The 15,100-nt window shown below is 64.3% G+C and carries 8 protein-coding genes; 7 read left to right on the top strand and 1 reads right to left on the bottom strand.

The genetic code is table 11. The features are described 5' to 3' along the window. Positions 1–305 precede the first annotated feature (305 nt). The 3 genes from OXI69_01080 to OXI69_01070 are packed head-to-tail and all read left to right on the top strand — an operon-like array spanning position 306 to position 3,712. The gene (locus OXI69_01080; protein ID MDE2664723.1) at positions 306–1,325 is read left to right on the top strand and encodes a beta-propeller fold lactonase family protein; all 1,020 of its coding nucleotides are present in this window, start codon (positions 306–308) and stop codon (positions 1,323–1,325) included. A gap of 48 nt (positions 1,326–1,373) precedes the next feature. Beyond that, positions 1,374–2,807, top strand: coding sequence for a hypothetical protein (locus OXI69_01075; protein MDE2664722.1), 1,434 nt, complete (start codon positions 1,374–1,376; stop codon positions 2,805–2,807). Between the two features lie 41 nt (positions 2,808–2,848). Beyond that, positions 2,849–3,712, top strand: coding sequence for a TauD/TfdA family dioxygenase (locus OXI69_01070; protein MDE2664721.1), 864 nt, complete (start codon positions 2,849–2,851; stop codon positions 3,710–3,712). A gap of 91 nt (positions 3,713–3,803) precedes the next feature. On the opposite strand, the gene OXI69_01065 is transcribed toward OXI69_01070, so the two are convergent. After that, on the bottom strand, positions 3,804–6,395 hold the full coding sequence (locus OXI69_01065) for a TonB-dependent receptor (protein ID MDE2664720.1): 2,592 nt from the start codon (positions 6,393–6,395) through the stop codon (positions 3,804–3,806). Between the two features lie 355 nt (positions 6,396–6,750). Between OXI69_01065 and OXI69_01060 the strand changes: the two genes are divergently transcribed. From OXI69_01060 to OXI69_01045, 4 genes are all read left to right on the top strand, one after another. Then, on the top strand, positions 6,751–8,067 hold the full coding sequence (locus OXI69_01060; protein MDE2664719.1) for a PQQ-like beta-propeller repeat protein: 1,317 nt from the start codon (positions 6,751–6,753) through the stop codon (positions 8,065–8,067). A gap of 287 nt (positions 8,068–8,354) precedes the next feature. After that, positions 8,355–9,752, top strand: coding sequence for an aminotransferase class I/II-fold pyridoxal phosphate-dependent enzyme (locus OXI69_01055; GenBank protein MDE2664718.1), 1,398 nt, complete (start codon positions 8,355–8,357; stop codon positions 9,750–9,752). A 161-nt stretch (positions 9,753–9,913) separates the two neighbouring features. Then, positions 9,914–13,471, top strand: a complete 3,558-nt coding sequence (locus OXI69_01050) for a DUF1553 domain-containing protein (protein MDE2664717.1) — start codon at positions 9,914–9,916, stop codon at positions 13,469–13,471. A 32-nt stretch (positions 13,472–13,503) separates the two neighbouring features. Further along, positions 13,504–14,955, top strand: coding sequence for a DUF1501 domain-containing protein (locus OXI69_01045; protein ID MDE2664716.1), 1,452 nt, complete (start codon positions 13,504–13,506; stop codon positions 14,953–14,955). The last annotated feature ends 145 nt before the right edge of the window (positions 14,956–15,100 follow it).

The following is a 15,100-nucleotide window of genomic DNA, read 5'->3' as shown; positions in this document are numbered from 1 at the left end:
AATCACTCCCCCCTTGAGGGGGAGTCGCAGAAGCCGAGCCGCAGGCGAAGGCTGATGCGGAGGGGGGCATACGCGGCGCCGCAAAGCAGCGCCGAATGGCGAAGGCTGATGCGGTGGGGGGTAAGGCCCGGCTCCGTTCCGTACGACGGGGCTGCTGATACCGTGTGGAACAGGATTGTTTCAGGAAATGGGGGCGGAACCGGGCGCATGGGCCTGCGTTGGATGGGCTTTATCGCCCGCGTCGGAGCTGTGATAGGCTGGGGATCCCGTGCCTGCGGCAAGGAAGCCGTAACCAAAGGACAACCATGCCCAGTTACCTCTACGTTCCACTGATCGAGGAGCGGAAATTCCTGATCTTCGGGATGGATGCCGCCTCCGGCAAGCTGCGGCTGAACCGGCAGATCCAGTTGTCGGCCCGTCCCTACCAGCTCTGCGCAGATCCCGGGCAGCGATATCTCTACCAGCAGCTTCGGAGCGAATCCTACAGTGGGGTGGCCAGCTTTCGCATCGATCCCGCCAGCGGAGATGTGACCCAGATCGGCGAAGTGGAGCTGGAAGCCGATGCCTGCTACGTGGTCACCGACCGCGGCGGGCGATTTCTGCTGGCCGCCTACCTGATTGCCGGTATGGTGACGGTTCATCCGATCGGCAGCGACGGCGCCGTGCGCAGCCCCGCGTGCGACCAGCGGATCACCGAGATCTACGCACACTCCATCCTGACGGATCCGTCCAATCGCTATGCCTTCGTCCCCCACGTGGCTCAGACCGACACCATTCACCAGTTTCGCTTCGATCCCACCAGCGGCAGTCTGCGCCCGTCGCGGATTCCCAGGATAGCGACCACGCCGGGTCATGGGCCCCGCCACCTGGCGTTCCATCCCTCCGGAAAAGTGGTGTATGCGAACGAGGAGCAGTCTTCCAGCGTCGGCGTCTATGGCCTGGATACCTCCAGCGGCAACCTCACCCCGCTTCAGTCCCTGTCGACACTTCCCCGCGGTGGCTTCCGGGGCAAGAACAGTACCGGGTCGGTTCGGGTTCACCCCGAGGGAAAGGCCGTCTACGTTTCCAACCGCGGTCACAATAGCGTTGCCGCCTTTGCCGTGGATGACGGCACGGGATTGCTTTCGCCGCTGGGCTGGGTCCCCAGCCAGCCGATTCCCCGGACTTTGGGCATTACCTCGGATGGACGCTTCCTTTTCGCCGGCAGCGACGAGTCGGGCCGGCTGAACAGCTATCGGATCGATGAACAGGGGATGCTGGAGTCCCTGGAGACCTACGAGGTGGGGAAGATCGTCTCCTGGATCCTTCCCCTGGCCTTTGGTTGAACGGGAGCTGCGCTTGCAGATTCCCGAATAGATGAAAGGAGCGCCTTTATGGTAAATCGGACAGTGCTCGATGTGGGAAACAGCCGGCAGCTCTTCATCGATGAATGGATCGTGGAGGAGACCCGGAACCTGCGGCGAACCTTGAACCAGCCCGCCAAGTATGCCGGCAATCCCCTCATGTTTCCCCTCTACCCCTGGGAAGGCCGATTGGAGTTGTATGGCACGGTCTGGCGGGAGGAGGAGACCGGCCGGTTTCGGATGTGGTACACGGGATTGGGGAACATGGGTATCACCCCCATGGACAAAAGGAATGAGACCCGTTGGGGGTTCATGGGGTTCGACCCCGAAGAGCTACTTTACAGCATGGCCTACGCAACCTCGAACGACGGCATTTTCTGGGAACGGCCCAACCTGGGCCTGGTCGAGTACGAGGGTTCCCGAGACAACAACCTGGTGCTGCTGAACGCTTCCGGCGGCAACGTCATTCGGGACCCGCGCGACCCCGATCCGGCCCGGCTGTACAAGTCCCTCTTCTACGAGTCCCGCGATCCGGACGGCACCTCCAACGAGGGGGACGGCGTTTCGGTCGCCTTCTCGCCCGACGGCTTGAACTGGACCAAGCATCCGGGCAACCCGGTCATCACCCGGGCCAGCGACTCCCACACCCTGCTGGGTTGGGACGAGAACCACCGCCAGTATGTAGCCCATTGCCGTCCCTCGGTCCACGAGGGCGATCCGACCCGCCGGATCGGGCGCGCGGTCAGCGAGGACTTCATCCATTGGAGCCTTCCCCAGGAGATCGTGGTCCCCGACGAGCAGGACCCGCCGGGCCTGCAGTTCTACCAGATGCCGGTCTTCAAATACGAGGGTCTCTATATCGGACAGCTTGCGGCCTACCATACCCCTCCGGAGGAACCCCACATCCGATTCTTCGGGACTATCGACATCCAGCTTGCCGCCAGTCGGGACGGCATCCGGTGGGAGCGTGTCGGCGATCGCAAGCCCTTCATTCCCAACGGACCGCCCGGGAGCATCGACTCCGGCGAGGTCTACATGGCCAATGCTCCGGTCAGGGTGGGTGACGAGCTGTGGTTCTACTATTCGCCTTCCGCCATCGAGCACGGTCCCACCGGACGAAGCGGGCCCATCTGCCTGGCCAAGCTGAGGCTGGATGGATTTATCTCGGTGGACGCGGGCGAGGACATGGGATCCCTGGTCACCCAGCCGTTTGCCTGCGAGGGCGACTCGCTGGAAATCAACGCCCAGGCCGGCGGAGGCCTGGTGGCAGTGGCGGTCCTGGACGGCGAGGGGACCCAGTACCCGGGGTTCGGCAAGATCGACTGCGCTGTTTTTGACGGCGACTCGGTCCGCCAGGCGGTGACCTGGCGCCATGCCTCCCTGGGGAGCCTGAAAGGGAAGGTCATCCGCCTCAAGTTCTATCTGCGGAACGCCCGGCTCTACTCCTTCAGGCTGAGGGGCTGACGAGGGTTGCGCGCCAGCGCCAGGCAATTGTGGACTGCGAAATGCCCATTCGCCTCAGGAAGCTGCATCCGTTGATCGGTGCAGAAGTCAGCGGGGTGGATCTGGCCGGGCCGCTCGACCGGGCCACGGTGGAAGCCGTCAGGAACGCCTGGAGCCGGTACGGAGTGCTCCTTTTTCGGCGGCAGCCGATCACCGATGAGCAGCAGGTAGCCTTCAGCCGCCATTTCGGGTTGCTCGAGATCTTTCCCCAGGCGGCAAACCGTTCCCAGGCGGTCCCGGAGATCTTCCGCGTCACCAACGTGGGCGACGACAACCGCATCCGGCCGGTCGACAGTCCCGGCGGTCGCTACAGCACTCTGATTTGGGTCTGGCACACCGACAGCAGTTACCGTCGAGTGCCCAGCAAGGGGGCGGTGCTGCATGCCATCGAGGTCGTTAGCAGGGGAGGCGACACCCTGTTTGCCAACATGTGCCACGCCCACGAGCAGATGCCTGCCGAGCTGAAAGCCAGGATTGCGGGACTGAGGGCGCGTCACAGTTTCCAATATTCCCGCCAACTGCGCCGGCTCCCGCCCATGGATCCGGCCGAGGCGGCCCAGGTGCCGCCGGTGGACCATCCGCTGGTCCGCCGCCTCCGGGACGGGCGCCTCTCGCTCTACGTCAGCGCCACCTACATGGAGCGCATCCTGGGGTTGAGCGAGGACGAAAGCAGGAAGCTCATCGACGAGTTGATGGCCTGGGCCACTCAGGACGCGTTTGTCTACCGGCACCGCTGGCATCCCCACGACGTCCTGATGTGGGACAACCGCTGGTGCATCCACGTGGTGACCCCCTTCGACCACGGAGCCGAACGCCGGGTGATGCATCGCACCACCATCGCCGGCACCGAACCGGTGGAGGGGTAGGCTGCAGTTCCCTGGTTTGGTGACAGGCCCTCGGACAGAAGGCAGGAAGTCAGCCAATCTGCGCCGCTGTGCCCCCTCCCATTGCGTTCGACTACTTGAAAGCGGAACCGAAGGAATAACTGAGACGAGCGTAGTAGTAGGCGCCGTTGAATCCGAAGGGGGAGGACTCGCTGTACCGTTCGCCGACGTTCAGTGCGATCGGGTTTTCATCCGGGTAGGTGTTGAAGACGTTTTGGCCGCCGATTGCAAGGGTGATGTTCCGTTTGAAGGAGTAGGCCAACTCCAGATCCAGCAGGTGTTTCCCCGCGGAGGTGTGTGAGTTGTCGAAGTCGAACCAACTGCTGTAGTAGCTGAACCTGCCGAGAAGCCGCAGTTTTTCCTCCCGTGCCCTGTGTTTGACGGTGCAGCTGTACCGGGTCTCCGGAAGGTCTTCCTCCAGGGAGCGAAGCCGCCTTTGGCTGAGGGTGTCGGGATTGAAGTCCGTCACCTTCGTATCGGTGCGGTTCAGCAGTAAGCTGAAGTCGGTGTGTCCGCCCAGCCGCGGCGGGGTCCAGGTCGCAATCACATCCAGTCCCGCCGTCCTGGTTGAGAAGTCGTTGGTGAAAAAGCGGAAGTTTTGCAGATTGGAGGCGCTGGTGACTCCTTCGGCAACCAGGTCGTCAACTTCCTCCGGCCTCAAACTGAAGAGCTGGGTCAAGGTCAGTCGATCATCCACGTCGATGCGGAAGAGGTCCGCGGTCAGTGTGAACGGCCCCCGCTCCAGGATTCCGCCAAGGGCGAAATTCCGCGACGTCTCCGGTTCCAGGGGACTGCCGCCTCTCAACCTGGCGACCGCGGAAGTCGAGGGAATGGTTCCATTGTTGACCAGGTCCATGAGCGCAAGATCGAATTGGGTCGACACGTTGAATGCGTTCGACTGTCCTGGCGTGGGAGCGCGAAAGCCGGTGCTCAGACTGCTGCGCAGGGAGAAGCCCTCGAACAGTCGGAGACGAGCCGCGACCTTGCCGTTCAAGGTGCCGCCAAAGCCCTCGAAATCCTCAAAACGCAGCGCGCCGCCGGCGGTCCAGGCATCGTCGTCTCCCTGGAACTCGACGTCTCCGTAGACGGCGTAGTTGGATCGATTCCATTTGCCGGCCGCAATGGCGCTGAATCCGGGAAAGCCGTTAGAGGTAGCACTGAATCCCTGCGGAGCAAGGGGGCCGATCCGGAACGATTCGAGCTGGCCCATGCCGATCTCGAACTGCTCATTGCGCCATTCGAATCCGCCGGCCAGGTTGGTCATTCGGCTCAGCGCGTAGGAGAGGTCGACATTGAAGCTCAGTTCCCTTTGGGTGTACTTGCCGGGGTCGAAGTCAGTGGGCGAGTCGGGTCCGAGCGAAGCATTCACCGTGTTGAAGATGAAGAAGTCGGCTTCGTTGCTGCCGGCGCCGAGGCTGACGTCCCAGTTGATGGCGTTCCCGGTCTGGCCGCGGAAGCCGCCCACCAGCGAGGCATCCAGCGTTTCTCCCCCGAACTGAGGCGTGAATCCGCCGGGAAAGCGCTCCTGGAAGGAGAAGCAGTCGGGTTCTTCGAAGACCCTATTCAGCGCTACCGGATCCGGCACGTGCTCGACGACGCGAACCTCGGGGCAGCCGGCCGAACCGTCGAGCACGCCGTCGCTGGCGTCCAGCAGGTCGCCGATGAGGAGTGTCTGGCCGCCATCGGCGCTGAAAACGCCACTTCGGGTATTGGGGTTGCGAAAGAAGAAACCGCCGGTAACTTTCTTGGTGGCATAGTTGGCATGACCGTAGAACTGGGTGCTTCCGAACACGTTGCCGAAATTGGCCCACAGCTTGACATCGTCGTCAATGTCGGGCGATCCCCAGATCTGGGCTGGATCGCGAACTGCGGTGTTCCCCCGGGAAATCAGCGCCGCGGCATCGGCCCTCTGCACGCTGCGGTCGGTCGGCTTGCTGGTGGTGAACTCACCGCTGAGATTGAGAAAGCCGAACTGACCCCAGGGCAGACCCAGGTTGCCGGCGGCGCTCCAGCTTTCGCCGTCACCGGCGGTGTAGGCGCCGGTTCGGACCTCGACGGTGCCGCCTTCCCGGGCGTCCTTGAGTTGGAAGTTCATCACACCCGCAATGGCATCCGAACCGTACTGAGCGGAAGCCCCGTCACGCAGCACCTCGACCTGGCGTAGAGCGATGGCGGGAATCACCGAAAGGTCAGGACCCTGGGCGCCGGTAGCAGGACCGCCGCCGCCCCAGTGGATCACGGCCGCACGATGGCGCCGTTTGCCGTTGATCAGCACCAGGGTGTGGTCGGGGGCGAGATTGCGCAAGCTGAGCGGTCGCACGATGGTGGAGGCGTCGCTGATAGGCTGAGTGCTGACGTTATAGGACGGCGCCAGCGTGCGCAGCAGGTTGCTCAGGTCGGCATCCCCCTGGCTGGTGAAGTCTTGGGAGCTGATCACATCCACCGGCACCATTGACTTCGTGACCGAACGCGGCTTGGCGCGACTGCCGATGACGACGATCTCCTCCGTGATGACTTCAAGGAGCTCAGACTCGTCTTCCTTCTGTCCGGATGGAGTTTGTTCTTCCCGGCTGTCGGTCTGCTGAGCAAATACCTGTAGCGCCACGACCTGCAGCAGAATGACAGTCAGCCTTGACAAGCGGTAAATGGGGTTGGTTTTCGGCATACTGTTGTGGTTCCGGTTCTCAAAGCCAAGGAACAATCTATATCATGCCCACATCCCATGTGAAATTGTAGGGGCGCTCCTTGTGGGCGCCCAGTGCGCGGTTGCCGGGAACAACAGGGCAACCGCATGGGATGCCGCTACGTTGTGGATATCAGTTCCCGGCGTGGCCCAATCCGTTGCTTTCCACTTTGAACTGCAATAGCATGAGCTTGGTCCCGTAGTCCCGCCGGAAGACGTTCGGCCCTCCCCGGGACCGTGCCCACGGATGAAGAAATTCCTCCCAGTCTCAAGCTTCTGCACTTTCCTTGGCCTTGGCAGCTTCGGAACGCGGCGGCCGTTTCCGCGGCCCTCGGCATTGGCGCATCCGAGGTCGAGCTGGCACAAGTTCGATTCGGCCATTGCAGCCGGGTGGTTCGCGGTACTTGTCCTGGGTCCCGCCCCGTCCATCTCCGCCGCCGATGCCCGGGATTGGCCTCAATGGCAGGGTCGGGGCCGCGCCGGGGTGTGGTCTTCGGTCCAACTGCCGCGGCGGCTCGACCCGGGTGCGGTCGAAAGGCTCTGGAGCGCCGAAGTCGGCGGCGGTTTTTCGGGCGTGGTGGTAGTCGGGAACCGGGTGCTCACCATGGACCGGGTTGGGCCAGGGGAGGAGGAACGGGTGCTCTGCCTGGACCGCAAGGACGGCTCCCTCCTATGGACCCACAGCTATCCGGCACCCTACGGGGACCTGGATTGGGGCAAGGGTCCCCGGGCCACCCCCGCGGTCGATGGCGGGGAGGTCTTTACCCTGGGAGCCGTGGGCCGGGTTACCTGTCTCAGCCTCTCGGACGGCAAGCCGCGCTGGAGCCTGGATCTTCAGAAGCGCTTCGGCGGGAAACAACCGACCTGGGGACACTCTGCCTCGCCTCTGGTCGTGGAGGACCTGGTCTACCTGCAGGCCGGAGGGCAGGCCGGCGCCACCGTGGTGGCCCTGGATCGCCAAACGGGCCGGCAACGCTGGCGCGCCCTGGAGGACCGTCCCGGATATTCCTCCCCAGTCATGGCCAGAGTCGGATCAACCAGGCAACTGCTGGTGTGGACGGCCGATCGCCTGGTGGCTCTCGACCCACGGACGGGGAAGGAGATCTGGGGAGTGCCCTTCCGAACCAGCAGCTACGACGTGGCCATCATTTCTCCGGTGTTCGACGGCAGCCGGTTGTTTGTCTCGGGCTACTGGGACGGTGCCCTGGCCTGCGGCTTGCGGCACGGTCAAGGTCCTGAAGAGCTGTGGAGGTCGCGAAGGTTGAGTTGCCTGATGTCGACGCCGCTCTGGTCCGGGGACCATCTTTACGTTCTGGACAAGCGGGACGGCCTGTTATGCGTCCATTGGCCCACTGGGAAGGTGGTCTGGTCCGACAAGCACCGCCTGACGCCCAAGGGGAGGAACCCTCACGCGGCCCTGGTATGGGCGGGGGAGGGCCGTTCCGGCAAAAATGCCGGGGGATCGGCCGTGGCCGTCAACGCTGTGGGCGAGCTGGTGCTTCTGAACCTGAGCCCCGAGAGGTTCGAAGACCGGGGGCGGGCAAAGATCATCGAAGGGGGGGATGCGCCCGTTTGGGCACACCCGGCATTTTCGGGCCAGGAGGTGTTCGTTCGCAGCCAAAAGGAGCTGGTCTGCGCCCGGGTATCCCCCTGAAGGGCGGGTTGGGTGGCGCCAACCTCTTCTTCGACTCGGTCGCGCCGACACAACAAAACCTCGAACGGGCGATCACTTGGAATAGAATAAACAGTCCGGGGGCTTCAGTCTCTGCGACGAATTGTCCGGCGCGGTGCCGCAGGTGAGTGTATGTACACGCTCCCATGAACCGCGTGGGTTGACGAATTGGGTTTAGGGGCGGGGGCGGATTCCCCGCGGGTTGACGAATTGGGTTTGGGGGCGGGGGCGGATTCCCCGCTTCCGTTTCACGGTGGGGGCGCACTCACATGTTGCAGATGGAACCGTCGAAGATGCGCGAACTTGCGCACCATGTAGTCGAAATACTGATAGAACGGAGTGTGCGCCTGCCAAGCGAGAGGGTGTGGGAGGGCGACTTCAAGGACGCCCTGGTTCATCAGTTGGACGAAGACCCGCCGGAAACCGGCCGGCCGCCCCGGGAGGTAATCGACCGGGCAGCGCAGGACGTGCTGAACAATACGTTGAGACTCGATCATCCGAGGTCGTTCGGCTTCGTGCCGACCTGCCCGACATGGCCGGGCGTGCTGGCCGACTTCATGGCGTCCGGGTTCAACGTCAACGTGCCAACCTGGCTCGTAGCGAGCGGCCCGAGCCAGATCGAAGAAGTCGTCATCGGTTGGTTCCGACAGTGGTTCGGACTGCCGAAAGGGGCGGGTGGGCTGATGACCAGCGGCGGGGCTTCGGCGGCGCTCCACGCGCTCGTGGCTGCGCGCGAGGCGGCCGGCAATCCGGAGCGCCCGGTCGCCTACATGAGCGACGAAAGTCACAGCGTACAGCTCCGGGCCGCGCGGATCGTGGGCATCACGCCGGATCGGATTCGGGTGCTCCCGGCCGACAGGTCGGGCCGGATCGATCCGGGCGAGCTTGCGGAAGCCGTCGCCGCGGACCGATCGTCCGGGTGCACGCCGATGGTCGTTTGCGCGAACGCCGGCACGCCCAGCCGCGCGGCGGTCGACCCGCTGCCGGCACTGGCAGACATCTGCGCTGCTGAGCGAATGTGGCTTCACATCGATGCGGCCTATGCCGGTTTCGCGATCCTGGCCCCGCGCGGCGCCGCGGCGCTCGAGGGAATCGATCGGGCGGACTCGATCAGCGCCGACCCGCACAAGTTGCTGTTCCAGCCCTACGAGGCCGGTTGTATCCTGGTTCGCGATGTCGGTGCCCTTGAGCGCGCCTTCTCGATTCGACACGACGTGTTGCAGGATTCGGTATGGGGCGCCAAGCACGCCAACATGGCGGACTACGGCATCCAATTGAGCCGCGGTTTCCGCGCTTTGAAAATCTGGATGTCGATTCAGACTTTCGGGATGGCAGCGTTCCGCGCGGCGATCGAGAACGGGCTCGATCTGACGACTCGGGCTGCGGAGTACGTCAGAGAGAGCCGCTCGCTGGAGTTGATGTCGGAGTCGCTCGGGATCGTGTGCTTTCGTGTCAACCCCGGGGGCGTCAGCGAGGACGCGCTGGCCGGCATGAACCGGAGGGTGCTGGCGAACATGTTCTGGGACGGGCAGTCGTTCCTGTCGTCCACGATGGTCAACAAGCAATTTGTCCTGCGGCTGTGTATCGTGAATCACAGCACGACGTGGGATGACGTGCGGGAGACGCTTGAAGCGGTTGAGCGCTTCGCCACCGAAGTAAGCGATTAGTCACGGTCGTGAACGGACGATTGTCGCGGGTGCCGACATTATGAGACCTGGCGCGGGCGATGACTTCGAATAGGATATTTGGTCCAGGAGCCCCACCCTCGGCGACGAATTGTCGAGCTCAGATACGGCCGCAATCATCCCTGTTCATCTGGGGCATCGTCATGCCGACTCGTATCCTGCTGCTTTCGATCCTGATGGCCGTGGCCACGGCCGCCGCGGGTCAAATATCGGAACCTGCCGGGATCGAGTTCTTCGAAAAAGAGATCCGCCCCCTGCTGGTGGAGCACTGCCAGGTGTGCCACGGACCCCGGCTGCAGCAGGGAGGCCTGCGTCTGGATTCAGCCGAGTTTCTGCGTCAGGGTGGCCTCTCGGGACCGGCGGTGGTGCCGGGCCAAGTGAAACAGAGCCGCCTGATTCAGTTGGTGCGGGGTTCCGGGGACCTGCAAATGCCTCCCACCGGACCTCTGTCGGAGAACCAGGTCGCCGCCCTGGAGCGGTGGGTTCGAGACGGCGCCGTCTGGCCCGAGCCCCAGGTCGCCGCCCTGGAGCGGTGGGTTCGAGACGGCGCCGTCTGGCCCGAGCCCCAGGTCGCCGCCCTGGAGCGGTGGGTTCGAGACGGCGCCGTCTGGCCCGAGCCCCAGGTCGCCGCCCTGGAGCGGTGGGTTCGAGACGGCGCCGTCTGGCCCGAGCCCCGGGCGGTCCGCAGGCAGAGGGCGGAGCGGCCCAGCCGTGTCGTTGCCCGGTCTCCCGCCGACCGGGAGTTGGCTGCCGGGCTGCAAGTCTGGCTGAAGGCCGACGCCATCCAGCTCAAGGAGGAGGAGAGGCTCAAGTCCTGGCAGGACGCTGGCGGCCGCGGCAATCATTGGAGGGTTTCCGCGGTGGAGGGGCTGTCGGGTGAAGCCGCGGCGCCGGAATGGATTGAGGAGAGCCGGGTGCACGGGAAGCCGGCCCTGAGATTCGACGGGAAAAGCCGGCTGGAGGGGCCCGATAGCCTCCTCTCCAGGGAGGCGAAATCGTCCGGGACCGTTTTTGCGGTGGCCCGCTTTGAATCGCCGGACAAGAGTGGCGAAGCCGACGGGAGCATCGCCACACCCGGCGACAACCGCCCCTGGATTGTCGCCAGGACCCGCCGCCCCGGGACCGCCAACGGTGCCGTTCGCTATTACCTCAACGGAAAGGAGTCGGACGGTTCTCCGGCGGTCCAATCCCTGTTGAACCAGGTTGCCTCAGGCCGGATCTCCTTCCGCGGGGACCTGGCGGAAGTGATCCTCTACGACACCGCCCGCACCGAAGCCGAGCAACGGTCGCTGGAGGCCTACCTGGGGGAAAAGTACGACATCCTGCTTCCCTGGAACCCGGAGGAGACGGTCGCCGAGTTCACCGAGGAAGAAAAGTATTTTTGGGCCTTCCAGCCCGTGACTCCCGGGGAGACTCCGGCAGTTCTGGAGCAGGCGTGGCCCCGCACCTGGCTGGACCGGTTCATCCTTGCCGGGCTGGAGGCCAAGGGTCTGCGGCCGGCTCCGCCCGCGGACCGCCGCACACTGATTCGCCGGCTCACCTTCAACCTGCTGGGTCTGCCGCCGGAACCCCGGGAGGTTGAAACCTTTGTCAATGATCCCTCGCCCCATGCCTACGCGAACCTGGTGGAGCGCCTGCTGGACTCTCCTCACTACGGCGAGCGCTGGGCCCGCCACTGGCTGGACGTGGTTCGCTATGCCGACACCACCGCCCATGACGGCAATTACATCATGCGCTTCGCCTACCGCTACCGCGATTACGTGGTGCGGGCCTTCAACCAGGACAAGCCCTACGATCGATTCATCCTGGAACAGCTTGCCGGCGACCTCCTTGCGGGAGACGCCGACTGGCGGGCCTTCCGAGACCGGATGGTAGCCACCGGATTCCTGGTGCTGGGTCCCAAGGCGCTGGCGGAGCAGGACAAGGAGAAGTTCCTGTTCGACGTGGCCGACGAGCAGATCGACGTCACGGGTCGCGCCTTCCTGGGCCTGACCCTGGCCTGCAGCCGCTGCCATGACCACAAGTTCGACCCCATTCCCACCGCCGACTATTATTCCCTGGCCGCCATCTTCAAGGGTACCCGGACCATGGCCGATCTGGAGTTCGCCTCCAAGTGGCAGGAATGGTCCCTGATGAGCGAGCTGCGGAAGCGCTACCCGGATCGCTTTCCCGCTCCCGTACCCAGCCTGGCTCCCCTGGGCGAGGCCAGCCAGTCCAGCACCAAGTGCGAGGCTACCGCGGACAAGGCCATCGACGGGGTCTTCAACAACCGCCAGGAGACCGGCGAGAGCGACGCCAGCCCTTGGTGGGAGGTGAAGTTGGCCGGAAGCGGTCCCATCGGCATGGTGGTCTTGTGGAACCGCGTGGATGCCGAATTCAAGCGCCTCTCCAACTTTCGGGTATCGGTGCTGACCGATGCGCGACAGGAAGTGTGGAATCAGGACTTTTTCCCGGAGGGTCCGGATGCCGAGGAGTTTCCGACCCCGGCCGAGGGGTTTCGCATCTGCCCGCCCCAGGGAACTACGGGCCGGATCGTGCGGGTGGAATTGCTGGGTCCCCGCGAAGAGGAGACCGCCTATCTGCATATGGCGGAAGTGGAAGTGTTTGCCGCCGGGGACTGTTCCAGGCCGCCCGCGGATCCGCTGACCGTAATGGCCGTCAAGGACGGGGGCTCGACACCCATGCGGATCATGGTGCGCGGAAACCACCGCAATCCCGGCAAGCTGGTGCCCCGTCGTTTTCTTCAGATTCTGGATGAGGGCCCAAACGGGATCGTAGACAGCGACCAGAGCGGCCGCCTGGAGCTGGCCCGGTTCATTGCCAGCCCTGACAACCCCCTGACGGCACGGGTGATGGTCAACCGGATCTGGCAGTGGCATTTCGGGACCGGCCTGGTGGCCAGCAGCGACAACTTCGGGACCCTGGGAGACCGGCCATCCCACCCGGAGCTGCTGGATCGACTGGCGGCCTATTTCGTGGAGTCGGGATGGTCCATCAAGCAGCTTCACCGGCTGATCCTGAACTCCAGCGCCTACCGGATGCAGAGCGGCGTCTCCAACCCGGCGGCCGAGGTTGCGGATGCCGGCAACCGCCTGCTCTGGAGGTTCCCGCGCCGCCGCCTGGAGGCAGAAGCCCTGCGCGATGCCATCCTGGCCCTCAGCGGCCGGCTGGACCGGACCATGGGCGGGTCCATCTTCGACTACAAGGGCAAGTCCGCGGTGGACGACTATTACCGCGGCCTGTTCTCGGCAGGGAAGGGGGGCTACGGCTTCGACGCCTATCGGAGCGGACGCCGCAGCCTCTACCTGCCGGTGGTGCGCAACCAGCTCTTCCCCATGTTCCAGCTCTTCGACTTTGCCGATTCCAACGCCGTCACCAGCAGGCGCGGCGACTCCACCGTGGCCCCCCAGGCCCTGTTCCTGATGAACAGTCCCTTCGTCATGGAGCAGGCTCGCCACTTCGCCGAAGACCTGCTCTCCCGGGAGACCGCCGATGACCGCGAGCGGGTGGATTTGGCCCATCGCAAGGTACTGGCTCGTCCCCCCTCCGACCATGAGACCCGGCAGGCGCTGGCCTACCTGGCAGCCTACCCTCGGGTTCAGGAGGCGGGCCAGGCCGAGGAAGCGGAGGCCCGGCGGGAGGCCTGGGCCAGTTATTGCCAGTTACTGTTCGGCCTCAACGAATTCATGTATATTGAGTGAGAACGGAACGCTTCCGTCTCGAGACTACCGGCATGAATGACCCTTCGGCATCGCACCCGGCTCGCCTTCCCGGACCGCTTCCCCGGCGCGATCTCCTGCGTCGGGCCGCCTGCGGCTTCGGCTACCTGGCCTTCGCCGGGTTGTCCTCGCTGGAGGCCCGGGCTGCACGGGCGCCATCCAGGGATCTCAATCCTCTCAGTCCCAAGCCAACCCATTTTCGGCCCCGGGCCAAGCGGGTCATCTTCCTCTTCCTGCACGGCGGAGTCTCCCACATCGATACTTTCGATCCCAAACCCAAGCTGACCCAGATGCACGGCAAGCCCTTGCCCTTCCCCAAGCCCGAGATCACCTTTGCCGAGACCGGGAACCTGTTGAAGTCTCCCTGGGAATTCCGACAGTACGGGGAATGCGGCCAACCGGTGAGCGAGCTCTTCCCTCATATCGGCACCTGCGTGGATGACCTGTGCATGATCCATTCCATGGTTGGCGACTTCGTCTCTCACGGCGGCGCCGCCCTGCAACTCCACACGGGGGACGGGAATCTGATCCGGCCAAGCATGGGATCCTGGATTCTCTACGGCCTGGGAACCGACAACCGGAACCTGCCCGGGTTCATCAATATCTCGCCTCCCTACATCCATGGCGGGGGCCAGAATTTCGGGTCGGCCTTTCTGCCCGCCGTCTACCAGGGAACGGGGATCGGCGATGGCGCCACCCAGTTCGTCGAGGGGGAAATACCCAACCTGAAGGGCGGGGGCAGAGACGTGGCGGTGCAACGCCGGCAACTCGACCTCATGGGGGCCTGGAACCGGCGCCATCTTGCCTCGACCGCCTACGACGCCCGGCTGGAAGCCCGCATCCAGGCCTTCGAGCTGGCCTTCCGCATGCAGCGCCATGCTCCCGAAGCCCTGGATTTCTCCAGGGAGTCGAAGAGCACCCTGGATCTCTACGGCATCGGGGTGGAGCCCACCGACGAGTATGGGCGCCAGTGCCTGCTGGCCCGTCGCCTGGCGGAGCGGGGAGTGCGCTTCGTGCAGGTTTCCCACAGCTATCCCAGAAACTACTGGGATCAGCATTCCAAGTTGCGCGAGGGCCACGAAAAGAACTCCCGCAAGGTCGACAAACCCATTGCAGGACTGCTCAAGGATCTCAAGGGCCGGGGAATGCTGGAGGACACCCTGGTGATCTTCGGCACCGAGTTCGGGCGCTCACCCGCGGTGCAGGGGGATGACGGGCGCGACCACAACCCCACCGGGTTCACCATCTGGATGGCGGGCGGCGGGGTCAAGCCCGGGATTCGCTACGGCGCCACCGACGAGTTCGGATGGTATGCCGTGGAAAACAAGATGACCTTCAACGATTTCCATGCCACCGTGCTCCACCTGATGGGCCTGGACCACACCAGGCTCACCTACCGCCACGCCGGGCGCGATTTCCGCCTCACCGATGTCGCCGGCGAGGTACCGCAGGAAATCCTTCTCTAACCGGCAGGAGTCTTTCCTCTACTTGTCTGGAACGCCCCTCCCCTCGTGAGCAGCCCTGTCGCACGGTCCGGAGGCGAGCCTTACCCCCCTCCGCATCAGCCTTCGCCATTCGGCTCGGCTTCTGCGACTCCCCCTCAAGGGGGGA

The sequence above is a fragment of the Acidobacteriota bacterium genome, assembly GCA_028875575.1.
Classification (GTDB): Bacteria; Acidobacteriota; Terriglobia; order Versatilivoradales; family Versatilivoraceae; genus Versatilivorator.
This window is presented reverse-complemented; position numbering and strand designations above follow the sequence as displayed.

Coding starts and splice junctions, on each gene's coding strand:
- OXI69_01080 (MDE2664723.1), top strand. CDS start 306: ATGCCCAGTTACCTCTACGTTCCACTGATCGAGGAGCGGAAATTCCTG.
- OXI69_01050 (MDE2664717.1), top strand. CDS start 9,914: ATGCCGACTCGTATCCTGCTGCTTTCGATCCTGATGGCCGTGGCCACG.
- OXI69_01045 (MDE2664716.1), top strand. CDS start 13,504: ATGAATGACCCTTCGGCATCGCACCCGGCTCGCCTTCCCGGACCGCTT.
- OXI69_01065 (MDE2664720.1), bottom strand. CDS start 6,395: ATGCCGAAAACCAACCCCATTTACCGCTTGTCAAGGCTGACTGTCATT.
- OXI69_01075 (MDE2664722.1), top strand. CDS start 1,374: ATGGTAAATCGGACAGTGCTCGATGTGGGAAACAGCCGGCAGCTCTTC.
- OXI69_01055 (MDE2664718.1), top strand. CDS start 8,355: ATGTTGCAGATGGAACCGTCGAAGATGCGCGAACTTGCGCACCATGTA.
- OXI69_01070 (MDE2664721.1), top strand. CDS start 2,849: ATGCCCATTCGCCTCAGGAAGCTGCATCCGTTGATCGGTGCAGAAGTC.